27 protein-coding genes and 2 tRNA genes are annotated in these 25,000 nt (G+C 65.0%); 16 read left to right on the top strand and 13 right to left on the bottom strand.

Annotated features, from left to right (window positions below):
* Positions 1-253: 253 nt before the first annotated feature.
* The 4 genes from GBZ48_RS16490 to GBZ48_RS16475 form a co-directional block, all read right to left on the bottom strand.
* Positions 254-1,657, bottom strand: a complete 1,404-nt coding sequence (locus GBZ48_RS16490; RefSeq protein WP_174471998.1) for a TolC family outer membrane protein — start codon at positions 1,655-1,657, stop codon at positions 254-256.
* 2 nt (positions 1,658-1,659) lie between these two features.
* Positions 1,660-1,986: a rhodanese-like domain-containing protein gene (locus tag GBZ48_RS16485; RefSeq protein ID WP_098739752.1), complete on the bottom strand. Its 327-nt coding sequence runs from the start codon at positions 1,984-1,986 to the stop codon at positions 1,660-1,662.
* A gap of 102 nt (positions 1,987-2,088) precedes the next feature.
* A complete protein-coding gene (locus GBZ48_RS16480) occupies positions 2,089-2,745 on the bottom strand; it encodes a protein-L-isoaspartate O-methyltransferase family protein (RefSeq protein ID WP_174471997.1) in 657 nt (218 codons plus the stop codon).
* Positions 2,742-2,963, bottom strand: coding sequence for a hypothetical protein (locus GBZ48_RS16475; protein WP_174471996.1), 222 nt, complete (start codon positions 2,961-2,963; stop codon positions 2,742-2,744). The genes GBZ48_RS16480 and GBZ48_RS16475 overlap by 4 nt, the downstream gene beginning before the upstream one ends.
* An 87-nt stretch (positions 2,964-3,050) precedes the next feature.
* Here GBZ48_RS16475 and GBZ48_RS16470 point away from each other — a divergent pair.
* The 3 genes from GBZ48_RS16470 (at position 3,051) to GBZ48_RS16460 (ending at position 3,946) form a co-directional block, all read left to right on the top strand.
* Positions 3,051-3,124, top strand: a tRNA-Cys gene (locus GBZ48_RS16470).
* Positions 3,125-3,355: 231 nt separating this feature from the next.
* Positions 3,356-3,431: transfer RNA gene (locus GBZ48_RS16465), tRNA-Asn, on the top strand.
* Positions 3,432-3,694: 263 nt separating this feature from the next.
* Positions 3,695-3,946, top strand: a complete 252-nt coding sequence (locus GBZ48_RS16460) for a hypothetical protein (protein ID WP_174471995.1) — start codon at positions 3,695-3,697, stop codon at positions 3,944-3,946.
* 35 nt (positions 3,947-3,981) lie between these two features.
* Here GBZ48_RS16460 and GBZ48_RS16455 read toward each other — a convergent pair whose 3' ends face one another.
* Together GBZ48_RS16455 and GBZ48_RS16450 are read right to left on the bottom strand one after the other, a co-directional pair.
* Entirely contained in the window at positions 3,982-4,224 is a 243-nt protein-coding gene (locus tag GBZ48_RS16455; protein ID WP_174471994.1) for a hypothetical protein, read from the bottom strand.
* A 69-nt stretch (positions 4,225-4,293) separates the two neighbouring features.
* A complete protein-coding gene (locus GBZ48_RS16450) occupies positions 4,294-4,473 on the bottom strand; it encodes a hypothetical protein (RefSeq protein ID WP_098739756.1) in 180 nt (59 codons plus the stop codon).
* Between the two features lie 227 nt (positions 4,474-4,700).
* Here GBZ48_RS16450 and GBZ48_RS16445 point away from each other — a divergent pair, with 227 nt between their 5' ends.
* The 8 genes from GBZ48_RS16445 to GBZ48_RS16410 all read left to right on the top strand — a co-directional run bounded on the left by GBZ48_RS16445 (position 4,701) and on the right by GBZ48_RS16410 (position 10,671).
* A complete protein-coding gene (locus tag GBZ48_RS16445; protein ID WP_174471993.1) occupies positions 4,701-5,729 on the top strand; it encodes a S1C family serine protease in 1,029 nt (342 codons plus the stop codon).
* 98 nt (positions 5,730-5,827) lie between these two features.
* Positions 5,828-6,439, top strand: a complete 612-nt coding sequence (locus GBZ48_RS16440; protein WP_174471992.1) for an NUDIX domain-containing protein — start codon at positions 5,828-5,830, stop codon at positions 6,437-6,439.
* Positions 6,440-6,590: 151 nt separating this feature from the next.
* Entirely contained in the window at positions 6,591-7,592 is a 1,002-nt protein-coding gene (locus GBZ48_RS16435) for a cysteine synthase A (RefSeq protein ID WP_109446393.1), read from the top strand.
* A 17-nt stretch (positions 7,593-7,609) separates the two neighbouring features.
* Positions 7,610-8,317: an alanyl-tRNA editing protein gene (locus GBZ48_RS16430; RefSeq protein ID WP_174471991.1), complete on the top strand. Its 708-nt coding sequence runs from the start codon at positions 7,610-7,612 to the stop codon at positions 8,315-8,317.
* A 53-nt stretch (positions 8,318-8,370) separates the two neighbouring features.
* Entirely contained in the window at positions 8,371-9,258 is an 888-nt protein-coding gene (locus GBZ48_RS16425; protein WP_174471990.1) for a sulfurtransferase, read from the top strand.
* Positions 9,255-9,689: a GNAT family acetyltransferase gene (locus GBZ48_RS16420; protein ID WP_209798142.1), complete on the top strand. Its 435-nt coding sequence runs from the start codon at positions 9,255-9,257 to the stop codon at positions 9,687-9,689. Before GBZ48_RS16425 ends, GBZ48_RS16420 begins: the two co-directional genes overlap by 4 nt.
* A complete protein-coding gene (locus GBZ48_RS16415; RefSeq protein WP_174471988.1) occupies positions 9,665-10,282 on the top strand; it encodes a GNAT family N-acetyltransferase in 618 nt (205 codons plus the stop codon). The genes GBZ48_RS16420 and GBZ48_RS16415 overlap by 25 nt, the downstream gene beginning before the upstream one ends.
* 146 nt (positions 10,283-10,428) lie before the next feature.
* The gene (locus GBZ48_RS16410; protein ID WP_246307237.1) at positions 10,429-10,671 is read left to right on the top strand and encodes a hypothetical protein; all 243 of its coding nucleotides are present in this window, start codon (positions 10,429-10,431) and stop codon (positions 10,669-10,671) included.
* 320 nt (positions 10,672-10,991) lie between these two features.
* Here GBZ48_RS16410 and GBZ48_RS16405 read toward each other — a convergent pair whose 3' ends face one another.
* The 5 genes from GBZ48_RS16405 to GBZ48_RS16385 all read right to left on the bottom strand — a co-directional run bounded on the left by GBZ48_RS16405 (position 10,992) and on the right by GBZ48_RS16385 (position 16,664).
* On the bottom strand, positions 10,992-12,077 hold the full coding sequence (locus tag GBZ48_RS16405) for a pyridoxal phosphate-dependent aminotransferase (RefSeq protein ID WP_174471987.1): 1,086 nt from the start codon (positions 12,075-12,077) through the stop codon (positions 10,992-10,994).
* A 162-nt stretch (positions 12,078-12,239) separates the two neighbouring features.
* A complete protein-coding gene (locus GBZ48_RS16400) occupies positions 12,240-13,025 on the bottom strand; it encodes an amino acid ABC transporter ATP-binding protein (protein WP_098739765.1) in 786 nt (261 codons plus the stop codon).
* Between the two features lie 92 nt (positions 13,026-13,117).
* On the bottom strand, positions 13,118-14,224 hold the full coding sequence (locus tag GBZ48_RS16395; RefSeq protein WP_174471986.1) for an amino acid ABC transporter permease: 1,107 nt from the start codon (positions 14,222-14,224) through the stop codon (positions 13,118-13,120).
* 5 nt (positions 14,225-14,229) lie between these two features.
* Positions 14,230-15,429: an ABC transporter permease subunit gene (locus tag GBZ48_RS16390; protein WP_174471985.1), complete on the bottom strand. Its 1,200-nt coding sequence runs from the start codon at positions 15,427-15,429 to the stop codon at positions 14,230-14,232.
* 215 nt (positions 15,430-15,644) lie between these two features.
* On the bottom strand, positions 15,645-16,664 hold the full coding sequence (locus GBZ48_RS16385) for an amino acid ABC transporter substrate-binding protein (protein WP_174471984.1): 1,020 nt from the start codon (positions 16,662-16,664) through the stop codon (positions 15,645-15,647).
* A gap of 403 nt (positions 16,665-17,067) precedes the next feature.
* Here GBZ48_RS16385 and metC point away from each other — a divergent pair, with 403 nt between their 5' ends.
* The 4 genes from metC to GBZ48_RS16365 all read left to right on the top strand — a co-directional run bounded on the left by metC (position 17,068) and on the right by GBZ48_RS16365 (position 20,591).
* Entirely contained in the window at positions 17,068-18,246 is a 1,179-nt protein-coding gene (gene metC / locus GBZ48_RS16380) for a cystathionine beta-lyase (RefSeq protein ID WP_174471983.1), read from the top strand.
* 30 nt (positions 18,247-18,276) lie between these two features.
* Positions 18,277-18,711 (top strand): phosphoribosyl-AMP cyclohydrolase, encoded by a 435-nt coding sequence (hisI, locus tag GBZ48_RS16375; RefSeq protein WP_174471982.1) that lies wholly within the window; start codon positions 18,277-18,279, stop codon positions 18,709-18,711.
* 573 nt (positions 18,712-19,284) lie between these two features.
* Positions 19,285-19,968: a calcium-binding protein gene (locus GBZ48_RS16370; RefSeq protein ID WP_174471981.1), complete on the top strand. Its 684-nt coding sequence runs from the start codon at positions 19,285-19,287 to the stop codon at positions 19,966-19,968.
* A 137-nt stretch (positions 19,969-20,105) separates the two neighbouring features.
* Positions 20,106-20,591, top strand: a complete 486-nt coding sequence (locus GBZ48_RS16365) for a PRC-barrel domain-containing protein (protein WP_174471980.1) — start codon at positions 20,106-20,108, stop codon at positions 20,589-20,591.
* Between the two features lie 101 nt (positions 20,592-20,692).
* On the opposite strand, the gene GBZ48_RS16360 is transcribed toward GBZ48_RS16365, so the two are convergent.
* Entirely contained in the window at positions 20,693-22,204 is a 1,512-nt protein-coding gene (locus GBZ48_RS16360; protein WP_174471979.1) for a TRAP transporter large permease, read from the bottom strand.
* A gap of 20 nt (positions 22,205-22,224) precedes the next feature.
* On the bottom strand, positions 22,225-22,764 hold the full coding sequence (locus tag GBZ48_RS16355; RefSeq protein ID WP_174471978.1) for a TRAP transporter small permease subunit: 540 nt from the start codon (positions 22,762-22,764) through the stop codon (positions 22,225-22,227).
* A 509-nt stretch (positions 22,765-23,273) separates the two neighbouring features.
* On the opposite strand from GBZ48_RS16355, the gene GBZ48_RS16350 reads away from it, so the two are divergent.
* Positions 23,274-24,965 carry a methyl-accepting chemotaxis protein gene (locus GBZ48_RS16350; protein WP_174471977.1) on the top strand — a complete coding sequence of 564 codons (1,692 nt, stop codon included), beginning with the start codon at positions 23,274-23,276 and terminating at the stop codon, positions 24,963-24,965.
* The last annotated feature ends 35 nt before the right edge of the window (positions 24,966-25,000 follow it).

Raw genomic sequence — 25,000 nt, 5'->3', positions numbered from 1 at the left:
CCCCCGCCGCCCCCGATGGTGGAGGGGGCGGCGGAGGTGGAGGCGGCGAAGGCGCCTGGGTTTCCGATTTGGCAGGCTCGCCGTCCTCGGAAATGATCCGCCGGATGGAGGCGAGGATTTCCTCCATCGAAGGTTCTTGCTGGCCCTTATCGCTCATCTTGGCAACCCGAGACGTCAACCTGCCCCAAACCTAGGGCAGGGCTGGCAAAAAAGCCATAATACAAAAACGGCCCGCTTTCGCGGGCCGCTTCGTTCATTCGGTCACCGAAGTTCCGAACCACTTGCCCCGCGTCTTGTCGTAATTCGCGGTCGGGTCGTATTTCTGGACCGGCAGGTTCAACCGGTCCGCCGTCAACTGTCCACTGGACGCCAGTACATTGAAGGCCGCGACCATTTCGTCGTGCTGGGCACGGACGAGGAAGACGCGGGCGTTCAGCAGTTCCTGTTCCTGGTTCAGCACGTCGAGCACGGTGCGCGAACCGACCTGCGCCTCCTGACGGACGCCTTCCAGGGCGATCTGGGCCGCCTTGATCTGCGCCGAATAGGACTCGATGCTGGCGCGGGCCGTCTGCAGGGCCTGCCAGGCGCTGACCGCCGATTCGGTCACCTGACGGCGGGATTCCTCGATCTGCAGGCGGGCTTGGTTGGCGGTCTGCTTGGCCTCGCGGACCAGGGCTTCCGGCTGGCCGGCCTGATAGAGCGGGATGTTGACCTGGGCGGTGATCTGCGCGCTGTCAGCCCGGTTCAGCTCGATGCCGGACGAACGGCCCGGATCGTAGGTGCGGGTGCCGCTGGCAGAGAGATTCACCGACGGCAGCAGGCGGCCGTACTGCTGGTCCACCGCCTCGCGCTGCGCCGCCTCGGTGTAGGAGGCGGACAGGACGTTCGGGTTGTTGGCGCGGGCCAGCTCGACCAGTTCGTCCAGGTTCTTCGGCAGGCGGAAGGCCGGCTTCGGCGCCTTCAGCTCGCCGGGAGCGGCACCGACCAGACGCTCGTAGGTGGCCCGGGAGGCGCGCAGCGTGCCTTCGGCCGAAATCTTGGAGGCGATGGCGGCCGACAGGCGCGACTCGGACTGGCTGACGTCGGTGCGGGTGTATTCGCCGACGCGGAAGCGGTCACGGGCGGCGTCCAGCTGGCGGCGCAGCACCTGCTCGTTGTTGGTCTGCAGCTGCAGGATGGCCTGGTTCTGGACGATGTCCAGATAGGCCTGGGCGGCGGCCAGCAGGACCGACTGTTCCGAAGCGATCAGGGTGGCGCGCTGCGCTTCGACCAGCCGCTCGGCACGGCGGACGGCCGGAGCGACGGTGGCGTCGTAGATCGGCTGGGTGGCGGTGACGCCGACGCTCTTGGCGTTGCTTTCCGACCCGGTCGAGCCGCCGTCATACTTGCTCTCGCCCATCGAGCGGGTGATGCCGGCGGTCACGCGGGCGGTCGGACGGTAGCCGGACAGCGCCTGGGGCACGCCTTCGTCGACGGCGCGCAGGCGGGCGCGCTGGGCGCCGATGGTCGGGTTGTTGGCATAGGCCTGGGCGAGGGCCTGCTCGAGGGACTGGGCCTGGGCCGTACCACCGCCGGTCACTGCTGTGCCCATCGTAGCGGTCAGGGTCAGGGCCGTCGCCAGCAGCCAGCGGCGCGCAAAACGGCTTCGCACGGTCATGTTCAGTAGACCTTCATGTTCGGGTCGATTCGGCGCGCCCAGGCATCGACGCCGCCATCCAGGTTGATGGCGCGGTCGAAGCCCTTGGAACGCAGCCACATGGTGACCTGCGCGCTGCGGCCACCGTGGTGACACACGACGACGACATCGCGGTCCTTCGGCAGCTCCTCCACCCGACCGGGAAGCCCGTTCATCGGGATGTGCAGGCTGCCGTCGATGGCGCACAGCGCAAACTCCCACGGTTCGCGCACGTCGAGGACGACCGGTTCGTCGCCGGCTTTGCGGCGGCGGTCCAGTTCTTCCACCTCGATCTCAAACGGTGCGGCCATGGTTGCTCACTTTCGTGCAAGGGCGATGGCGACGGTAGCGCAGAACCGCGCAGAGGTAAACTGCACGGTTCAGTTCAAGACCAGTCCAACCGGCGAATCCGGTCAGAACACGAAGGAGGCCTTCTTTTCGAAGCCCGGCAGCGCGTGCGGCTGGGCCTCGAACAGGATGCGGCTGGACACCACGCCGGCGGTGCGCTGGAACAGCCGGACCTCGCCGACGCTGCCCTTGCCCTGGACGATGGCGACCAGACGACCGCCTTCCGCCAGCTGGTCGGTCAGCGAAGCCGGCACCTCCGGAACGGTACCTTCGACGACGATCACATCGTAAGGGGCGTTTTGGGCGTACCCCTCCGCCAGCGGACCGGTGACGGCCTTGGCGTTGGCGATCCCCTGCCCGGCCAGCGCCGCGGCCGCGGCCGCGGTCAGCGCTTCATCGCAATCAAGGCCGACGGCCGACGAGGCGAGCCGCCCCAGCACCGCGGTGGAGTAACCGCCGGCGGCACCGACGTCGAGCACGCGGTCGGTCTCCTGCACGGCAGCGGCCTGCAGCATACGGGCGAAGACCATCGGTTCCAGCAGGAAGCGGCCCTTGCCGATGGGGAGATCGTCGTCGACATAAGCGACGCCGCGCGCCGACGAAGGAACGAAGGCTTCGCGCGGAAGCTCCGACAGGACATCGACGAGACGTTGATCCGTCACCTTGTTGGGGCGGATCTGTCCCTCGACCATGAAATAGCGTGCGGCGGCGAAATCGGTCATGGCGGTCGCTTATTGATGTGTTGTGACGACACCGGCACCAAGCCGAACAGCGAACGGCTTCCTGCCATGGCGGTATATAGCCGCAAAGGCTTGGCGAACACAACGTCACGAGCGATATGCGGGCGGGCTTTGCCGAAGGTCGGGAAAACGGCCGGCGGAGGCGTCGGCAAAGAGCGGTCATGCCGGTTCGATCGACGATGTTCAAAAATCGTCACCATTCGCCTTGACCGCTCCGTTCCAGGCCGCTATACCACCGCTCCACACCGAGGGCGCACCGGAAACGGCGCGCCGGTGCCGGTCAGGATGGCGCGGTGGCAGAGTGGTGATGCAGCGGACTGCAAATCCGTGTACGTGGGTTCGATTCCCGCCCGTGCCTCCATACCTGACAACAGTATAGATCAAGGTCAATCAAACCGAACGCAGCCCCGCTTCCAGCGGGGCTTTTTGCGTTAGGGCTTTGTTTTTATTCGCGGAATGCCCCTCACCCACCGCTTCGCCCGCCGTCGAAAGAAAATTCATTTTTCTGTCGGAATTGGCTTGGCAGGGCCGAATGGTTCGGCTATACACCCGCCACGCCAACAACGGCGGCGGCCGAAAGGTCAGTCACCGATCCCGGTTAGCTCAGTTGGTAGAGCAGCGGACTGTTAATCCGCTTGTCGCTGGTTCGAGTCCAGCACCGGGAGCCAGATCGAAAAGGCCGGATGCCGAACGCATCCGGCCTTTTTGTCTTTCTGCACTCTTGCAGCTTGACTGTGGCGCTTAAGTAACCGAATTCGGTTTAAAGCAGTTGGGCTAGGACCGACGGTGGCCCAAGACAGTATGAACTAGTCCCAAAAGACGATCCTGCTTTGCCGGAAGCGAAATGCCGCGCATGTCTGCGGGGGGTTAGACTTGATAATAATCCGGGCCGAGCCTTGGGCCGGGCGTCTCCAGCCGATGGAGGACCGCCGTGCTTCTGCCATTCCAATCCGAACATTTCCGCACCGCCCCGCCTGTCGGTAGCACCGGCAACCGCTCGTCCGAATGCGAAGAGCGCCCGGTCCGGACGGTTGACTGCGTCACGGCAATGCTGCTGTTCCTGGCAGCCGTGCTGGTCGCCCTGCTGGCTTTCAGCGCCGATTGGACCGGACCTGCCGCCGACCGCAATCCGCAGGCCTACGAGAACACCCCGGTTCTGGTGATCCCGCCCCACCCGCGCTGAAAGGTCGGGAGCAAGGCACCGGTTATTGATGTGCCCTACTCCACCAGATCGTCATAGATGCTGTCGTCGGAATCCGATGGGTCGCCGCCCGCCGCGGCGATCGCCACCCGCTTCCATTCCCCACACCAGTCGGTGGACAGGGTGATCGGGAAGTCGCCTTCCGGGCTGCGCGGGGTCACCACCGGCGGGTAGCGCCGGCAGGTTCCCTTCGGCCCGCGCTGGCGGAGCCCCTGCCCCTCCCAGAAGCGGCAGGTGTAGCAGGTGTCGAGTCGCTTCATCGCGGACCGCTCTCCTTAATGATGGCCGGCTTTACGTCGGTCGGCCACGCGGACCCGCTTCCCCCTCCGTCAGCCGGTGGAGGGCGGCTTGGCAGGCCGCATCGTGTCTGCGCATCTGGCGTAGTACGACTTGATGTCCGCGTCCAGAACGCTGCGGCGGCGGCCCTCCTCGGACCCCTCCGGTGCGTCGCTCAGGCGCTGGAACTCCTGGACGGCCTGTTCCAGCTCCTGTTCGCTTTCGATGGGCATGCTGTCACCTTTCCCCTTTGATTGCGGGACCCGGACAAGACAACAACGGCCGACGGCGGTATGTTTCCATCACCATGGTCGCGCTCGTGGTGGACGACCGCGCGATGACGGCTTGATGAGCCGCGACTCGAACGCAATGTCATGCTTGTGTCACCCGAGTCGCGACGGACAGGGCCGCGCGGCACCGGGGGTGCCCTTGGCCCTGCCTTGCGCGGGAGTGCGGCGTCATGCGGGTCGTCTCAACACCGGTTGTGCCGCGTCTGGCGGCGACCGTCCTTCTCCTGATCGGCCTGCAATTGGCCGTCCCCGGCGTTGATCCGGCCAAAGCGGCGGAGTCTGAGCAGCTCGACCCGGAGCGTGTCGTCCGTTCCGTCGTCGGCATCACCGCAACCGTGCCGGCGGACAGCCAGAGCGCCCGCACCCTGGGCACCGACCGCGAGGGCAGCGGGGTCGTCATCGACGGTTCCGGCCTGATCCTGACCATCGGCTATACGGTGATGGAGGCGTCGCAGATTCAGGTCATTGCCGCCGACGGACGCAATTATCCCGCCAACATGGTGGCCTACGACCCCGTCAGCGGCTTCGGTCTGCTGCGGGCGGAGATGGGGTTTTCAGCTCCCTGGCTGCGTCTGGCCGGTCCAGGGGCCGTGAAGGAGGGCGACACCCTGCTGGCGCTCAGCGGCGGCGGCAATCGCGGAGCCACCGCCGTGAAGGTGGTCGGCAAGCGGGAATTCGCCGGCTATTGGGAATATCTGCTGGATGAGGCGCTGTTCACCTTCCCGCCAATCCGCGCCTTCAACGGCGCCGCCCTGGTCAACCGCGAGGGCCGGCTGGTCGGCATCGGATCGCTGCTGGTGGCGGAGGCAGTGGAGGGGCGCAGCCTGCCCGGCAACATGTTCGTCCCCGTTTCGGCGCTTGAGCCGATTCTGGCCGACCTTCTGGCTTACGGGCGACGGCAGGAACCGGCCCGTCCCTGGCTGGGCGTCACCCTGCGCGAAGAGATGGGGCGGCTGCTGGTGGAAAAGGTGTCGCCACGCAGCCCAGCCGAATCGGCCGGCCTGCGCCCCGGCGATTGGATCGTCGGCGTCGGTGGCCAGCGCTTCAATGGACTGGCGGATTTCTACCGCAAGCTCTGGGGGCTGGGACCGGCCGGCATCGTCATTCCGCTCGAGGTGATGCGCGGTTCCACCTTGACCCCGGTTCCCGTGACCTCGGCCGACCGCGTGCGGTTCCTGAGGCTGAACCCGACGCTGTGATGCCTGCCCCAACAGCCGGTTACCTTCCCGGGCGCTTGTGAACGGCGTGCCGGCATAGCACCCTGTGGGGAACAGCCATCCATGGACTCACGCCGATCATGAACCATCCCGACATCGAGATTCTCGACAAGAAGACCCCCTACAAGGGCTTTCTGACCATCGACGTCTACCGCCTGCGCCACAAGAAGTTCGACGGCACCTGGACCGACGTGCTGCCCCCCCGCGAGGTGTGCGACCGCGGGGCCGCGGTGGGCGTCCTGCTCTACGATCCCGATCTCGACACCGTGGTGATGATCGAGCAGTTCCGCGTCGGCTCCGCGGCAGCCGGCGGCCCGGCCTGGATGACCGAGATCGTCGCCGGCATGGTCGGCGAAGGCGAGAGCCCGGAGGAGGTTGCGCGCCGCGAATCGATGGAGGAGGCCGGCTGCGCCATCCAGGAGATCGAGCAGATCTGCGATTATTACGTCAGCCCGGGTGCCTTCACCGAGGTCGTCACCGTCTTCTGCGGCCGGGTCGACAGCCGCAACCTCGCCGCGACCGGCGGCCTGGAGGAGGAACATGAGGACATCCGCATCATGGCCCTGCCGGCCGACGAGGCGATCAGCATGATGGACGAGAACCGCCTGCGCAACTCCGTCGCCATCATCGCCATCGGCTGGCTGGCCCGCCACCGCGAGTCCCTGCGCAAGCGCTGGCTGAGTCAGGGGTAAGGTACGGAGAGTCTCCGATTCCAGGTTCCGCAACTTATTTCACGTACCATTCACGTTCAATGCAGCATTTCACACTCCCTGCCTTGAAACCGCGGCCCTGCACGCTGATAGTATCGGCAGCAATCCACATCTGACTTTGGGAGTACCCGCCTTGGACATCCGCAACGGCTTCATCGGCGCAATCGGCAACACGCCGCTGATTCGCCTGGAAGGGCCATCGAAGGCGACGGGCTGCGAGATCCTGGGCAAGGCGGAGTTCCTGAACCCCGGCGGGTCGGTGAAGGACCGCGCCGCTCTCGCCATCGTCCGCGACGCGGAAGAGCGCGGGTTGCTGCGCCCCGGCGGCACAATCGTCGAGGGCACGGCGGGCAACACCGGCATCGGGCTGGCGCTGGTCGGCAACGCGCTCGGCTATCGCACCGTCATCGTCATGCCCGAGACGCAGAGCCAGGAAAAGAAGGACATGCTGCGCCTGATCGGCGCCGACCTGCGGCTGGTCCCGGCAGTCCCCTATTCCAACCCCGACAATTACGTCCGCTATTCCGGCCGTCTGGCCGAGGAACTGGCGAAGACCGAGCCGAACGGCGTCGTCTGGGCCAACCAGTTCGACAACACCGCCAACCGCGAAGGCCACCGCACCACCACCGGCCCGGAAATCTGGGACCAGACCGGCGGCAAACTCGACGCCTTCACCTGTGCGGTGGGCAGCGGCGGCACGCTGGCCGGCATCGCGCTGGCCCTGAAGGAGCGGAACCCGAACATCCGCATCACGCTGGCCGACCCGATGGGCGCCGCCCTGTTCAGCTACTACACCAACGGTGAGCTGAAGTCGGAAGGCAGTTCGATCACCGAGGGCATCGGCCAGGGCCGCATCACCGCCAATCTGGAAGACGCGCCGATCGACGACGCCGTGCAGATTCCCGATGAAGAGGCGCTGCCGATCGTCTTCGACCTGATCAAGACCCAGGGTCTGGTGCTGGGCGGCTCGTCGGGCATCAACATCGCCGCCGCCATGCGGGTGGCACGCGACCTCGGCCCCGGCCACACGGTGGTGACCATCCTGTGCGACGGGGGGCAGCGTTACCAATCGAAGCTCTTCAATCCTGACTTCCTCCGTGAGAAGAATCTTCCTGTGCCAGACTGGCTGGCCTGACTCTCTTCGAGGGGGATATGGACGCGCTTTTCCGTGAGGACGCCTACGCCCGCAACTGCGTCGCCACCGTCATGACGGTGGACGAGCGTGGCATCCGGCTCGACCGCACCGTCTTCTATCCGACCGGCGGCGGCCAGCCGGGCGACACCGGCGTCCTGCGCTTCGACGGCTTCGAAGTCCGCATCAAGGACACGGTGAAGGGCGATGGCGGCCCCGACGACGTCATCCATGTGCCGGAAGACGGGCAGGAGCTGCCCAGCCCCGGCACCGCGGTGGAGGCGGAGATCGATTGGGACCGCCGCCATCGCCACATGCGCATGCACACCGCGCTGCATTTGCTGTGTGCGGTGGTGCCGGGGTCGGTCACCGGCGGGCAGATCGGCGCGGACAAGAGCCGGCTGGACTTTAATGTCCCTGCCGAATCGCTGGACAAGGACGCCATCACCGAGGCGGTGAACCGGTTGATCGCCGCCGACACTCCCGTCGGCACCCGCTGGATCACCGACGACGAGATGGCAGCGCAGCCGGAACTGGTGCGCACCATGTCGGTGAAACCGCCGACCGGCAGTGGCCGGGTGCGTCTTCTGGATGTGGAGGGCGTCGATTTGCAACCGTGCGGCGGCACCCACGTGGCCCGCACCGGCGAGATCGGCGGAATCGAGGTGACGAAGATCGAAAACAAGGGCAAGCAGAACCGGCGCGTCGTCATCGCGCTGAGGGACTGAAGCCGTTTCGCCGATCCGTTCCCCGACAGCCCCTATTCTCAAGGACGCGCAGCATGAGCGACAGCATTGTTGAAGCGCTGACCGGCCCCGTCGTATCCACCGACTGGCTGGCCCGCAATCTCGGCCGGACGGGGCTGAAAATCCTCGACGGGTCCTGGCACATGCCGGCCCTGAAGCGCGACATCCGGGCGGAGTTCGCGGAGTCCCACATCCCCGGCGCGCGCCTGTGCGACGTCGATGAGGTGGCGGCGCCGAACACCGCCCCCCTGCCCCACATGGTCCCGGACGAGGAAACCTTCGCTGCGAAGATCGGCGCACTGGGGATCGGCGACGGCGACACTGTCGTCGTCTATGACAGCGCCGGCATGGCAACGGCGGCGGCACGTGTCTGGTGGCTGTTCCGCCTGTTCGGTTTCGACCGGGTGGCGGTTCTGGACGGCGGCCTGCCAAAGTGGCTGGCGGAAGGCCGCCCGACCGAATCTGGAGAAGCCGCTCCGGTCCAGCCGGCGGTCTTCACGGCGCGCAAGCGGCCGGAGCTGATCCGCAGCGCCGATCAGGTGCTCACCAACATCAACGCCCGCACCGATCAGGTGACCGACGCCCGTGCCCAGCCGCGCTTCGAGGGTGCTGTGGCCGAGCCCTGGCCCGGACGGCGCAGCGGCCGCATTCCCGGCAGCTTCAACCTGCCCCACACCGACCTGATCGACGCCGACAGCAAAACCCTGCTGCCACCGGACATCATCGTTCAGAAGGCGCGCGCGGCGGGGCTGGACCTTGGTCGTCCGGTGGTCGCCTCCTGCGGCAGCGGCATCACCGCCTGCGTCATCGCGCTGGGCCTCGCCACCGCCGGCAAGCCGGACGTGGCGATCTATGACGGCTCCTGGGCCGAATGGGGCCTGCGGGCGGATCTGCCGCTGGAGACGGGGACCCGACAGCCGTGAGCGGCTCCGTGATTGTCCGGCCCTGCACGGCGGAAGACTGCGACGCCGTCGTCTCGCTGTGGAAGGCCTGCGGGCTGGTGGTGCCATGGAACGACCCGGCGGCCGACTTCGCACTGGCACTGTCGAAGAGCAGTTCGACGGTGCTGGCCGCCATCGAGGACGGGCGGATCGTCGCCACCGCCATGGTCGGGCAGGACGGGCATCGCGGCTGGATCTATTACGTCGCCGTCGATCCGGCCCTGCAAGGCCGGGGACTCGGCCGCCGGATGGTGGCGGAGGCGGAGGATTGGCTGGCCGCAGCCGGCATGCCCAAGGTCCAGTTGCTCGTCCGCGAGACCAACCAACGGGTGCTGGCCTTCTATGAGAGGTTGGGCTATGCCAAATCGCCCGTTACGATGATGCAGAAATGGCTGACCAACCCTTCTCCCTGACCCGCCCCGCCGTGCCCACCGCCAGCCGGCCGGGCTATCTGCCGGTAATCGTCACCTATCTGGAGATGACGGCGCCGCCCGCCCATGCGCCGGTGCGCCAGCCGTCCGGCAACCTCACGCTGGTGCGGTCCAATCCGCCGAACTGGTCCTTCTACCGCTATCTCTACGACACGGTGGGTGAGCCCTGGCTGTGGCATGAACGCCGCCGCATGCCGCGCAAGGAGCTGGAGCGCTCGATCCTCGACCCGCGGGTGGAGGTGTGGGTGCTGTATGTCGATGGTACGCCCGCCGGTTACGGCGAGCTGGACCGGCGGACACAGGAAACCGACCTTGCCTATTTCGGGCTGATCCCCGACTTCATCGGCCACAAGCTGGGCCCCTGGCTGCTCGACACCATCATCCGCAAGGCGTGGGACGGCGGCGCGACGAAGCTGGTCGTCAACACCTGCACCTTCGACCATCCCAAGGCCCTGCCGCTCTACCAGAGCATGGGTTTCGTTCCCACCCGCCATGTCGCCCGCGAGGTCCGCGACCCGCGGCTGGACGGTGTGCTGCCGCGCAGCTCGGGGGATCATATTCCGCTGGCGGGGTGAGGCCGGGGAAGCCGGCACATCTCTCCCCTTGACCACCCCGACCACCGCGCCCCATCTACCGCGGAACGCCGGAACCCCGTGACGGACCGGCGCGTTCCTTCAGACAGGCGGAAGCTCCGCCATGACGAGCGTGAGGTGGGGCCTTGATGGGTTGGATCATTCGGACGCTGGTGTTGTGCTTCATCGTCGGCTTCGTGCTGTCGTTCCTGCGCATCGATCCGGCCAGCATCCTGACGAACAGCTGGCAGACGGTGCAGGACATCGCGGCACTGGTCATCGAAGCCGGGAGCTGGGCCCTGCCCTACATCCTGATCGGCGCGGTCGTGGTGGTGCCGCTGTCGCTGATCGGGCTGGTCATGCGCTGGAACCGCTCGCGCCCGCCTTCCTGAATCCGGACAAAAAAACAGGAGGCACCGGAACCGGAGCCTCCTGTGAAACAGGGAGGGTTAGAGACAGTCATAGGTCTACGCCCGATCACCTCTTCCTGCGTTGATGCAGGTCAACTGACCGGCATTTTCCCGGACCCTGGCTGAAACTTCCAGACGGAAAAGAAAAAGCCGGAGCCATCCATGCGGATGCTCCGGCTCAGTGATACAGGGAGGTTTAGAGACAAGACGGACCTTATGTCGAAACGCATAGGCTGTTCGTTGATCTGAATCAAAATCCCTGAAATTTTCTGCAAGCCACCCGCATCGTCCACTCACTATTCTCAGCCGAGAATCTCCGCCAGTGCCACCACCAGCGCCTTGTTCTCCTCCTCGCGGCCGACGGTGATGCGCAGGCAGTCCGACAGACCATATTCGGTCACCGCCTTCACCAGGATGCCACGGTGGGCGAGATGGTCGATGACCGCCTGGGTGCCCAGCGATGGGTCGGTCGGCACGCGCGCCAGCACGAAATTGCAGACGCTGGGATAGACGCGCAGCCCGACCCGTTCCAGTTCGCGCGACAGCCAGGGCAGCCATTGCGCATTGTGGGCGAAGGTCGCCTCCTCATGCCCGGCGTCGCTCAGCGCGGCGGCGGCGGTCAGTTGTGCGGGAAGCGAGACGTTGAAGGTGCCCCGGATGGCGTTCACCGCCTCGATCACCGTCGCCGGACCATAGCCCCAGCCGACCCGCAAGCCGGCCAAGCCATGCATCTTGGAGAAGGTGCGGATCAGCATGACGTTGTCGGAATTCTCGACAATCTCCGTCCCGTCGCTGTAGTCCGGCAGGCGGCAGTAATCGGCATAGGCCGAATCCAGAACCAGCAGCGTGTGCGGCGGCAGCCCGGCGCGCAGCCGCTGCACCGCATCGGCCGGGATGTAGGTGCCGGTCGGGTTGTTGGGGTTGGCGAGGAAGCAGATTTTGGTGCGCTCGCTGGCGCGGTCGATCAGCGCTTCGACATCCACCACCATGTCGCGTTCCGCCGCAACGACCGCAGCGGCACCGGCGGCACGGATCGCCTTGAGGAAGCCGCGATAGCCACGCTCGTGGCACAGCACCTCGTCACCGGGCCCGGCGAAGGCCTGCGCGACCAGATGGATCAGTTCCTCCGATCCTGCGGTGCAGACGATGTGATCGACGTCGATGGAATGGCGGCGTGCGATGGCGTGGCGCAGCGGTTCCTGATCCCAGTCGGGATAGCAGTGGATGCGGGTCGCCGCCTCGCAATAAGCGTCCAGCGCCAGCGGGCTCGGGCCGAGCGGATTGTGGGTCAGCGAGAGGTCGATCCACCGGCGGCCGTCGCGTGGAGGGCGAGCGGGACGGTACGGCTTGATCTGGCCAACGCTGGGACGGGGGCTGAGCAGGTCCATAACCTCGGTCTCCGGTAGCGGGTCGGTCGAACAGCACGTCAGGCGACCGATTGAACCGCAAACCGGTGCGCGACGCCACAGGACATTGCGCCGCGCACCCTAAGTCGAGGTGTTTTGTTTCCGGATGGCAGGCCGAACGGAACCGCCAGCCTGCCGACCGTCTCAGTGGTTTAGAATTTGGCTGAGGAAGAGTCGCGTGCGGTCCGATTTCGGATTGGAGAAGAACGCGTCCGGCGTGTCCTGCTCCACGATCTCGCCGCGATCCATGAAGATCACGCGGTCGGCGACCGACTTGGCGAAGCCCATCTCGTGCGTCACGCACAGCATGGTCATGCCGTCCTCGGCCAGGCCGATCATGACGTCCAACACCTCCTTGACCATTTCTGGGTCGAGCGCGGAGGTCGGCTCGTCGAACAGCATCACTTTCGGGCTCATGCACAGCGACCGCGCGATGGCGACGCGCTGCTGCTGGCCGCCCGACAACTGGCCGGGATACTTCTTGGCCTGCTCGGCGATGCGAACCCGCTTCAGGTAGCTCATCGCCCGTTCTTCCGCTTCCGCCTTCGGCATCTTGCGGACCCAGATGGGGGCCAGGGTGCAGTTTTCCAGCACGGTCAGGTGTGGGAACAGGTTGAAGTGCTGGAACACCATGCCGACTTCGCGGCGGACCAGTTCGATGTTCTTGAGGTTGTTGGTCAGCTCGATTCCGTCGATGACGATCGTGCCCTTCTGATGCTCCTCAAGCCGGTTCAGGCAGCGGATCATCGTCGATTTGCCCGACCCGGACGGGCCGCAGACGACGATGCGCTCGCCCTTCTGGACGCTGAGGTTGATGTTCTTCAGGACGTGGAACTCGCCGTACCACTTGTTGACGCCCGTGCAGCGGATGATTTCCTCGCCGCTGAGGGCGTGCTTCGGCTTGGCTGCCTGGGACATGGCCTGGGACATGGGTTCTCGTGTCTCCCTTGACGGCGATACTATCTTCACTTCTTGCGATCGGATTCACGCTTCAAATCGATTTCGATTTTGCGCGATCCGATCTATCGGCGGTGGCCGCGATTGAGATCGCGTTCGAGCTTCTGGCTGTACTTCGACATGCTGAAGCAGAAGATCCAGTAGATCACGCCGATGAACAGATAGGCCTCGCGGTAGAAACCGCGCCAGGACGGATCGGACAGCGCGGCCTTTGCCGTGCCGAGCAGATCGTACAGGCCGATGATGATGACCAGCGAAGTGTCCTTGAAGAAGCTGATGAAGGTGTTCACCAGCGGAGGGATGGCGACGGCCAGTGCCTGCGGAAGGATGATCTTGCGCATCTTCTGCCAATAGCCGAGCCCCAGCCCGTCCGCCGCCTCATACTGCCCCTTCGGGATCGCCTGCAGGCCGCCGCGGATCGCTTCCGCCATATATGCGGCGGCGAACATGATGAAGGCGATCTGCGCGCGCAGCAGCTTGTCGATGGACACGCCGTTCGGCAGGAACAGCGGCAGCATCACCGACGCCATGAACAGCAGGCTGATCAGCGGCACGCCGCGGATCAGCTCGATGTAGGTGACGCACAGCACCTTGACCGCCGGCATGTTCGACCGGCGGCCCAGCGCCAGCAGGATCGACACCGGAAAGGCCACGGCCAGACCGATCACCGACAGGATGATGGTCAGCGGCAGGCCGCCCCATAGCGTGTTCTCGACATAGGTCAGGCCGAAGACGCCGCCCCACATCAGGACCGCCACCAGCGCCAGCCCGGCGGCCCAGACCAGCCCGAACCACGGCTTCCAGAAGCGGCGGTCGCAGCTGGCGACCAGCAGGGCGATGAAGACGGCGATGGTCACCAGCGGCCGCCACTGCTGTTCCCACGGGAACATGCCGAACATGATGAAGCGCAGCTTCTCGCTGATGAAGCCCCAGCAGGCGCCGCCGGCATCCTGCCGGCAGACGGTTGAGGTCGCGTCGAAGCCGTGGGCGCGGAACAGCAGCCAGTTCATGAAAGGCGGAATCGCCGACGCTAGCAACCCCAGGACCAGAATGGTCAGGATGGCGTTGTACCAGCTGTTGAACAGGTTCTTGCGCAGCCACGCAATCGGGCCGACGGTGTTGGCCGGCGGACGTTCGTCCGGCAAGCCGACGCTTTGCACGTTGTCGGTCATGGCCGTTACCGCTCCACCAGCGCGATGCGCTTGTTGTACCAGTTCATGAAGATCGAGATGCTGAGGCTGATGACCAGATAGGTGCCCATGATCATCGTCACGCCTTCGATGGCCTGACCGGTCTGGTTCAGCGTCGTGTTGGCGATGGACACCAGATCGGGATAGCCGATTGCCAGCGCCAGCGAGCTGTTCTTCGTCAGGTTGAGATACTGGCTGGTCAGCGGCGGCACGATCACCCGCAGCGCCTGGGGCAGGATCACCAGACGCAGCGTCGGGCTGCCCGGCAGGCCGAGGGCACGGGCCGCCTCGGTCTGGCCCCAGTTGACCGCCTTGATGCCGCTGCGCACCACCTCGGCGATGAAGGCCGCGGTGTAGAGCGTCAGACCGGTCAGGATGGCGAAGAATTCCGGGGAAATGGAGGCGCCACCGGTGAAGTTGAAGCCGGCCAGCTTCGGCACGTCCATCGCGAGCGGCGCGCCGCCGGCGAGCCAGGTCAGGATGGGCAGCCCGACGATCAGGCCGAGACCGGCCCAGCCCGCCGGGAACGGCTGCCCGGTGCGCGCCTGCCGTGCCCTGGCCCAGCGCGACACGCCCCAGGCGGCGACGATGCCGACCAGCAGGGCGATGCCCATGTTGGTCCAGACCGGATCGGGGGCGGGCACCGGCACGCGCAGGCCGCGCTGCGACAGGAAGACGCCCGGGATCGGGTTCAGCGCCTGACGGACCGGCGGCAGCCCATCGGACACCAGCGCGTACCAGAAGAACAGCTGCAGCAGCGGCGGGATGTTGCGGATGATCTCGACATAGGTCGAGGCCAGCTTGGCGATCAGCCAGTTGCTGGACAGGCGGGCGACGCCGATGATCGTGCCGATGATCGTCGCCAGGATGACGCCGATGATCGACACCTTCAGCGTGTTCAGCACGCCAACCAGGAAGGCCCGGCCATAGGTGTCCTTCGGCGAATAGTCGATCAGCGATTCGCCGATGCCGAAGGCCGCTTCACGCTCCAGGAAATGATACCCGGTCGCGATCGAGCGCCGCGCGAGGTTGTCGAGCGTGTTTGAAATCAAGAACCAGCCGACCAGGACGACCGCGCCGACCACCAATATCTGGTAGACGATGGCGCGGAACGTCGGGTCGCTGAGGGAAAACGATACGCCACCCGGCGGCGGAGCGCCTTGGGTGGTCCGGGTCTCGGTCGCCACGGACTACTCTCCCCCAACCATCGCGCCCCATACGGTGCCCACGCGGTCCCGGACGTTCTTCCGGGCATTTCCCACACCGTAGGGAATGCGACATGTCTCCCAAATGCGGTCCCCTGCGCAGGCGCTTCGCTGGCGCCCTTCGCGACCGCTCCCAAAAGAACCGGAAGGCCGCCCCCGGCAACGGGCTGCGGGCGGCCTTCAGACGGTGACGTGCCTTACCGGAACGGCTGCGCGTACATCAGGCCGCCCTTGGTCCACAGCGCGTTCAGGCCGCGCTCCAGCTTCAGCGGGGTGCCCGGGCCGACGTTGCGGTCGAAGATCTCGGCATAGTTGCCGACCTTCTTCACGACGTTGTAGGCCCACTTCTCATCCAGGCCCAGGGCCTTGCCCATGCCCGGCGAGGTGCCGAGGAAGCGCTGGATGTCCGGGTTCTTCGAGTTGGTGAACTCGTCGACATTCTTGGAGGTGATGCCGAACTCTTCCGCCTGGATGGTGGCGAAGATGGTCCACTTCACGATGTCGAACCACTGGTCGTCGCCATGGCGCACGGCCGGGGCCAGCGGCTCCTTGGAGATGACTTCCGGCAGGATGACATGGTCGTCCGGAACCGGGGCGACACCGGCGCGGGTGCCGGCCAGACCGGACACGTCGGTCGTCAGCACGTCGCAGCGGCCGGCGAAGTAGGCGGCGTTCACCTCGTCGTTCGACTCGATGACGACCGGGTTGTAGGTCATGTTGTTGGCGCGGAAATAGTCCGCGAGGTTCAGTTCGGTCGTGGTGCCGGACTGGACGCAGACGGTGGCGCCATTCAGCTCCTTGGCGCTCTTCACGCCCAGCTTCTTCGGAACCATGAAGCCCTGGCCGTCGTAATAGGTGACGGGGGCGAAGTTCAGGCCGACCGAGGTGTCACGGGTCAGCGTGGCGGTGGTGTTGCGCGACAGCAGGTCGACTTCGCCCGACTGGATGGCGGGGAAGCGCTGCTGTGCGGACAGCGGGGTGAACTTGACCTTGTTGGCGTCGCCGAAGATGGCGACGGCGACGGCACGGCAGTAATCGACGTCCAGGCCGGTCCAGTTGCCGGCGCTGTCGGGGTTGCCGAAGCCCGGAAGGCCGGCGTTCACGCCGCACTGCACGAAGCCGCGCTGCTTGACGGTGTCCAGCGTGGCAGCGCCGGCGACGGCGCTGGCGGAAACGACCACGGCCGCTGCGGCGGCGGCCAGGAACCCTGACTTCATATTATGAACTCCACCCTGTTCTTGCGTTCTTCGCTTTGAGCGGTCTGATGACGCGCTTGGTCACGCCGGCTCCATAATCCAACCGGAACGACCCTGCCGGATCGATCCGCCTGACAATCCGGCAGACCGATCCCCATTGGACCCGTCCTGTGAGGATCGCGACGCAGCCATGCGCGTGGGACAAGAGTGTATCAACTTGATCCGGCTTGTCGAATCCTCTGTGCATTGGTGGTGTTACCAGAACATCCCGTCCGCTGACGGTCGTTGCGCGCAATCCGCGATGGCGGCTGGGCGTCCGGGGTGACACAATGTTCGGCCGCGCCCGCACCGCCCGCACCTGGGTTCTCCCGGCCAGGGCGGACTCGGACGGGCCGGATTGCCGCTCCAGCCAAACGGACAGTCGATGAAGGACGTCACCAAGGACACGATTCTCGTGCATGCCGGCCGCGACCCGCGGAACAACCACGGCATCGTCAACCCGCCGGTCTATCATTGCTCGACCGTTCTGTTCCCGACTTTGGACGCGCTGGAGGAAAGCGACCGCAACACGCTGGAAGGCGTGCATTACGGTCGCATGGGCACGCCCACCACCTTCGCCTTCGAAGAGGCGGCGGCTGAACTTGAAGGCGGCTACAAGTCGGTGAACACGGGCTCAGGCCTCGCCGCCATCGCCGTTGCGCTATCGGCCTTCACCAAGGCCGGCGACCATGTGCTGATCACCGACAGCGCCTATGGCCCCACTCGCCGCTTCGCCAAGGAGACGCTGATCCCCTTTGGCGTGGAGGTGGAGTTCTACGATCCCTGCATCGGTGCCGGCATTTCCGCCCTACTGCGGCCCAACACCAGCGTGGTCTTCCTCGAATCGCCGGGCTCCCTGACCTTCGAGGTGCAGGACGTTCCGGCCATCGCCGCCGCCGCCAAGACGGTCGGCGCCACGGTGATGATCGACAACACCTGGGCGACCCCGCTGTTCTTCCGCCCCTTCGACCATGGCGTCGATCTGTCGATCCACGCCGCGACCAAGTACATGGTCGGCCATGCCGATGCGATGCTGGGCGTCGTCACCTGCCGCGACGAGGAAAGCTGGACCGCGGTCAAGAAGACCGCCACCCGTTTCGGCGTCTGCGGCGGGCCGGACGACCTCTATCTCGGCCTGCGCGGCCTGCGCACCCTGTCGGTGCGCATGCGCCAGCACCAGGAGAGCGCGCTGGCGCTCGCCGACTGGCTGGCGGCCCGGCCGGAGGTGACACGGGTGCTGCATCCCGCCCGTCCCGACTTCCCCGGCTACGAGTTGTGGAAGCGCGACTTCACCGGGTCCAGCGGCCTGTTCTCGGTGATCGTCAATCAGGTTCCGCGCAAGGCGCTGGCGGCGATGCTGGACGGGATGGAGCTGTTCGGCATGGGCTACAGTTGGGGCGGCTTCGAGAGCCTGATCCTGCCGACACGGCCGGCGGCGGTGCGCTCCGCCACCCGCTGGACCGATCCGGGCCAGGTTCTGCGCCTGCACGCCGGGCTTGAGAGCCCCGACGACCTGATCCGCGATCTTGAGGCCGGCTTCCGGCGGATGTCCGCCGCCCTTTGAACGCGGCGGACAGTTGAGGAGTGATTTGTCATGACGGAAACACCGTCGACCGAGCCCGGCCCCTTTGAAGAGGTGCTGGCCGCCATCCGCTTCACCCCCGATGGGCTGGTGCCCGCCATCGCCCAGGCCGATGGCAGCGGCGAGATCCTGATGATGGCCTGGATGAACCGCGATGCGGTGGTCGAAACCCTGTCTACCGGCCGCGTCTGCTACTGGTCCCGGTCGCGCGGCGGGCTGTGGCGCAAGGGAGAGACCTCCGGACAGGTGCAGCGGCTGAGGGATTTCCGGGTGGATTGCGACGGCGACACCCTGCTGCTGATTGTCGAGCAGGACGGCGTCGCCTGTCACACCGGCCGGCGCAGTTGCTTCTATCGTGCTTGGCGCGACGGAAAGCTGGAGACGATCCAGGCGGTCGAAACCGATCCGTCCATCCTCTATGGCGGCCATTCGCACAGCCACGGCTGAGAGACCCGATTTGGAGAGGGGCTGGAAGGAAGCCGATTCGCCACGCGGGTGCTTTTGTTGATCCACATCAAAGCGGCACCTCCGCCGAAGGGTATACACACCTTCTTGTCTCTAACCCTCCCTGTATATGACTGCACCGGGCGTTCCTTTGGACGCCCGGTTATTTTTTGCCTTAAGGGCTGCATCCGAAACTTCGGACAGCGCCCGGCGCGTTTGCGCCCTGGAACCTCTTTCGGATTGTCCGCTCCGGCAGCCCGTTTGGCCGGTGGCCTACCGCCTCGCCTGCCCGCGCATCGCCTTGGTCAGCCGAGCCTGTGCCGTTCCGCAGCTCAAAACCTACCCATATGGGAGAGAAAGTCTTGATTCAGTCACAGAAAGATCCTGCTTTCGGCCACAAAAAAGACGAATGAAGAAACAATTCATTTTCTTAATTCGATCAAGTTTCAGTTATCTGTGTCATCTCATCCGACCCCCTTTGTATTGCCCCTTTATCGCTTTTCGACCGCCCGAGACCCATGGTTAACATCTGGTTAATCGTTAACAGCACGTTAACGACACTGATGGAGAGACGCCATGCGCCAGTTTTGGGGGACTTCGAACAACGACGCCATGACCGGCACCGCCTTTGATGACCGTCTCGACGGTCTGGATGGCGACGACCGCATCAACGGCGCCGGCGGAAACGACCAGCTGTATGGCGAACGGGGAAATGACTCGCTGATCGGCGGCCTGGGCAACGACCAGCTGCATGGCGGCGACGGCAACGACTGGCTCGGCGACCCCTATGGCGGCAACGAGGCCGGCAACGATTCGATGTGGGGCGATGCCGGCAACGACCAGCTGTTCGGCGGCGACGGCAACGACTGGCTGGACGGCGGCACCGGCGACGACATCCTGAAGGGGATGCGCGGCGACGACACCATGATCGGCGGCGCCGGCAACGACACGCTGTATGACAGCTATCGCGACGGCGGTGCCGACCTGTTCCGTCCGGGCATCGGCGACGACACGATGGTCAGCTACACCGACGGGCAGGTCGACCGCTTCCTGATGGAGCAGGCGACCGGCGGCTTCGGTCACGACACCATCAATTATTTCGAGCGGGGGATCGACCAGATCGAGTTCCATGGCTACACCGCGGGCCAGATGTCGCTGACCTCCAGCGGCTTCCAGTCGACCTTCACCTTCGCCGACGGCTCGTCACTGACCGTCGATCAGGTTGGGCTGACCGCCGGCCACGACTTCATCTTCACCTGACCTGACCGGCCCCCCTGTCCGGAAGGAGAGCTCCCGTGGGCAATGGGGTCACCCCGTCGGCGCGGGGGACCTCCGGCCATGCTCGTGCTGTTGTAGGAGCGGACATTTCCGCGCCGTCAGCAAAAAGGCCAAGAACGATGGACCACCGCCGCCTTTCCCTGCGCATGTTCTTCCCCGCCTTGCCGGCCCTGGCTCTCCTGCCGGTTCTGGCGTTGGGTGCCTGCGCCAGTTCCGACATGGGCGGCGTCCCGTCGGCAGAGGTCGCGACCCAGCCTCCGGTGGAACTGGTCGGGCTGACCGTGCAGACGCCGGATGGCCGCCGCATCCTCGGCAACGTCACCGACCTAGTGATCGGGCCGACCAACCGGGTGGAGCAGGCGATCATCACCGTCGGCGCGCCCCGTTTCCCGAACGAGCACAAGGTGACGGTCGCCAGCGACAATCTGCGCTATGCCCGCAACCGTCAGGCGGTGATCCTCACCGGCATGACGGCGGAACAGTTCGCAGCACTGCCGCCGGTCGCCGGAAGCGACCGCATGGTGTCGCTCGGCAACAGCGGGGTGGTCCTGCCCGCCGGCACCGCCCCGACCAATTGGGCCGGGGCAACGACCCCGACGCGCTGACCCTTTCCCCACCGAAAGCGCACCAATAAGAAAGGGGGCCGGACGAACCGGCCCCCTTTTTCTGCCCAGATTATACTGTCTGGCTTTTGCAACGCTTCCTATTACTTGCCCTGAAGCTGCTTCATGATATCGTCCGCCGGGCTCTGCTCCGATTGACCCGGAGCGCCGAAGGGCGGAGCCACATCCTGATTGTCGAAGGCCGGAATCTCGATCTTCACGTCGTTCAGGTTGATCGCCGGTCCCTTGTCGCGGCCGGCATCGACCAGCTGCGGGAAGCCGATGACGAGACCGACCATGATGATCTGGATGATCACGAAGGGCACCGCACCCCAGTAGATCTGGCCGGTGGTGATCTTCCCGATCTTCCTGCCGGTGACCTTGTCGATGTAGTCCATCTTCGGCGCCACCGACCGCAGGAAGAACAGCGCGAAGCCGAAGGGCGGGTGCATGAAGCTGGTCTGCATGTTGACGCCCAGCAGGACACCGAACCAGATCAGGTCGATGCCCAGCTTGTCCGCCACCGGTCCCAGCAGGGGGACGATGATGAAGGCCAGCTCGAAGAAATCGAGGAAGAAGGCCAGGACGAAGACCAGGATGTTGCAGACGATCAGGAAGCCCAGCTCGCCGCCCGGCAGGCCGATCAGCAGGTGTTCCACCCAGAGGTCGCCGTTGACGGCGCGGAACACCAGGCCGAACACGGTCGAGCCGATCAGGATGAACACCACGAAGGACGACAGCTTGGCGGTCGCGTCCATCGCCTGACGCATCAGGTCCCAGCCGAGCTGCCGCTTGGCGAGCGCCAGCAGGATTGCGCCGGCGGCACCCATGGCGCCGCCCTCCGTCGGGGTGGCGATGCCGATGAAGATGGTGCCCAGCACCAGGAAGATCAGCACCAGTGGCGGAACCAGCGAGGTGATGACCCGCAGCAGCAGCTTGCCGCCGCGCAGCGTGCGGGCTTCCGGCGGCAGGGCCGGCACCATCTCCGGCTTGATGATGCTGGTCAGCAGGATGTAGCCGGCATAGAGCGCAGTCAGCACCAGGCCGGGGATCAGGGCGCCAGCATACATGTCACCGACCGACCGGCCGAGCTGGTCGGCCAGCACGATCAGCACCAGTGACGGCGGGATGATCTGGGCCAGCGTGCCCGACGCCGCGATGACACCCGACGCGATCCGGCGGTCATAGCCGTAGCGCAGCATGATGGGCAGCGAGATCAGGCCCATGGAGATGACCGAGGCCGCGACCACGCCGGTGGTCGCCGCCAGCAGCGCGCCGACGAAGATCACCGCATAGGCCAGACCGCCGCGGATCGGACCGAACAGCTGCCCGATGGTGTCGAGCAGATCCTCGGCCATTCCGGATCGCTCCAGAATCAGGCCCATGAAGGTGAAGAAGGGAATCGCCAGCAGCGTGTCGTTGCGCATGATGCCGAACACGCGTTCCGGCAGCGCCTGCAACAGTGCCGGAGTCAGCAGACCCAGCTCGATGCCGATCAGTCCGAACACCAGACCGTTGGCCGCCAGCGCGAAGGCAACCGGAAATCCCATCAACAGGAACAGCACCAGGGCGCCGAACATGAGCGGCGCCATATTGGCGGATACGAACTCTACCATCTGGGGGGCGCTCCCGGTCCTTAGGAATGGCTGTGCATCTTCTCGCCGGGCTCGTCACGATGGCCGGTGAGAAAGGCGATGCGCTTGATCAGTTCCGACACACCCTGTGCGGTGAGCAGGAAGAAGCCGACCGGGATCAGAATCTTCGCGGGCCAGCGGATCAGGCCGCCGGCGTCGCTCGACATTTCATTGGTGTGGAAGCTGTCCCAGAACATCGGAATCGACAGCTTCAGGATCAGGATCGTCATCGGGAACATGAAGACCAGGATGCCGAAGATGTCGACCCAGGCCTGGACGCGGCGGGAGAAACGCCCCAGCACGATGTCGATGCGGATATGTTCGTTGCGCAGGAAGGTGTAGCCGGCGCACAGCAGGAACACCGCCGCGAACAGGTACCATTGCAGCTCCAGCCAGGCATTGGAGCTGATGTTGAACGCATAGCGGATGACCGCGTTGACCGAGCTGACCACCACGGCGACCAGCACGAGCCAGTAGGCGAGCTTTCCGATGCCTTCGTTCACGGCATCGATCAGCCCGCTTAGTCTGAGCAGACCTCTCAAAGGAGAAACCTCCCTGTTGCGGGGGCGCGGCCTTCGCCGTCCCCTTTTGCTTTTGTTGCAGCCGCATAGGCACGGCAGATCGCAACCCTCTCTCGTTCGGAGGGTATACCAAAAGATAGGATTTGAAGGGACTATTCCTTTCCCGCCATCCAGCGGCAAGGGCTACGTTGGAGCTACGTAGAATCCCGTAGATCCCTGTCTCCCATGTTGGGATCGGACCGGTCCAAGGCACGGAAGCCGTAAGCATTTTGCAAAATGCAATCCCCATATTGCCAAATCGCGACAGTCCAAAACGCATCCCGTGATCGAGGGAAACAGATAGAATATTGGATTCAAACAATATTTGATCCACAGGCATCGCAACGGCTTATGGCGCGCCTTTTGCTCAATTTGCGGAGAGGGTGAGCGCACATGCCTCATTTCCGTAAGGGGTGAGGAACCGGGCGAACCAGCACCCTTACCCGGATGAAATGCAGGTCGAGAGAAACCTCAGATCAGGAGCACCAGCCATGGCATGGATTTCGAACCTTTCAGTTAAGTCACGGACGCTTCTTGCGATCCTAACCCTTCTGCTGTGCACGGCTGGTCTCGGTGTCTTTTCCTTGATCAAACTCTCGACAATCAACGAAGAAGCCGCTGATGTGCGCGACAATTGGTTGCCGTCGGTCTCAGCAATTTCCAGACTTTACACTACCTTCGACTACTATCGCACATTGGAAGGCGCTCATCTAATCGCATCCACCGATGGAGATATTAGGAGCGAGGACAAAACGCTTCTGGAAATCGCCGACAGGATCGAACAGCGGCGGATGGATTACCAAAAGCTTTTGACACCGGGCTGGGAAACCGAGACCTACCAGAAATTCGTCACGAGCTATCAAGTCTACATGAAAATCAGCCGGGAGCAGCTTCTGCCGCTGTCGCGCAAGAATGACAATGATGGTGCCGGCGCCATATATCGTGGTTCGTCGCGGGATGAGTTCCGAACCTCCAAAGATCTTCTCCAGTCTCTGATGGACTTCAACGCCGCTGAAGGCAAACGTGCGGCCGACCGCGGTGAGCAGGTCTTCCAAACCAGCAAGCTGTGGGTCACCGCCATCCTGGCGCTGGTCGTTGCCATCTGCATGGGCGTGGCCTGGATGATCGTCAGCACAGTGATCCGGCCGATTCAGGCAATCACGTCGGTGATGGGGCGCCTTGCCGACCGTGACATGACGGTTTCCATCGACGGGACCGCCCGTGGCGACGAACTGGGCGCCATGGCCCGTGCGGTGCAAGTCTTCAAGGACAACATGATCGAGGCCGACCGCCTCGCCGCCGTCGAAGCCGCAGAGCAGCAGGCCAAGATGCGCCGCGCTCAAGCCATCGAACGGTTGCTCACCGGCTTCGAGAATTCATCGACCGCCGCCCTGCGCACCGTTGCCGCCGCCGCGTCGGAACTCGACGCCACCGCGCACAGCATGTCGGCGATGGCGCAGCAGACCAGCACCCAGGCCACCGTCGTTGCGTCGGCTGCCGAGCAGACCAGCGCCAACGTCCAGACCGTCGCCACCGCCACCGAAGAAATGGCCAGTTCGATCCGCGAGATCGGCACCCAGATCGCCCGCTCCGCCGACATCGCCGGCAAGGCGGTGAGCGAGGCCAGCCAAACCAGCGACGCGGTCCGCAGCCTCGCCGAAGCCGCGCAGAAAATTGGCGAGGTGGTCGGCCTGATCACCGACATCGCCAGCCAGACCAACCTGCTGGCGCTGAACGCCACCATCGAAGCGGCCCGTGCGGGTGAGGCCGGCAAGGGCTTCGCCGTGGTCGCCAGCGAGGTGAAGAGCCTTGCCGGCCAGACGGCCAAGGCGACGGAGGAGATCGCCAGCCAGATCGGCGCCATCCAGCAGACGACGCAGGGCGTGGTGACGGCGATCACCGGCATCGGCGGCACCATCGGCAGCATCAACGACATCACCACCGCCATCGCCGCCGCCATCGAAGAGCAGGGTGCCGCAACCAACGAGATCTCCCGCAACGTCCAGCAGGCCGCGACCGGCACGCAGGAGGTCACGACCAGCATCGTCCAGGTGACGCAGGCGGCAGGCGAGGCCGGCAATGCCGCCGGTCAGGTGCTGACCGCCGCCGGCGAGTTGTCCCGGCAGGCCGAACTGATGCGCCGGGATGTCGAAACCTTCCTGGGCGACATCAAGGCAGCCTGACAAAAGGCATCAAAGGGCGTCGCCGCCGGAACGGA

This window comes from Azospirillum melinis (genome assembly GCF_013340935.1).
Lineage (GTDB): Bacteria > Pseudomonadota > Alphaproteobacteria > Azospirillales > Azospirillaceae > Azospirillum > Azospirillum melinis.
The sequence above is the reverse complement of the archived record's forward strand: the minus strand, read 5'-3'. Positions and strand labels throughout refer to the sequence as shown.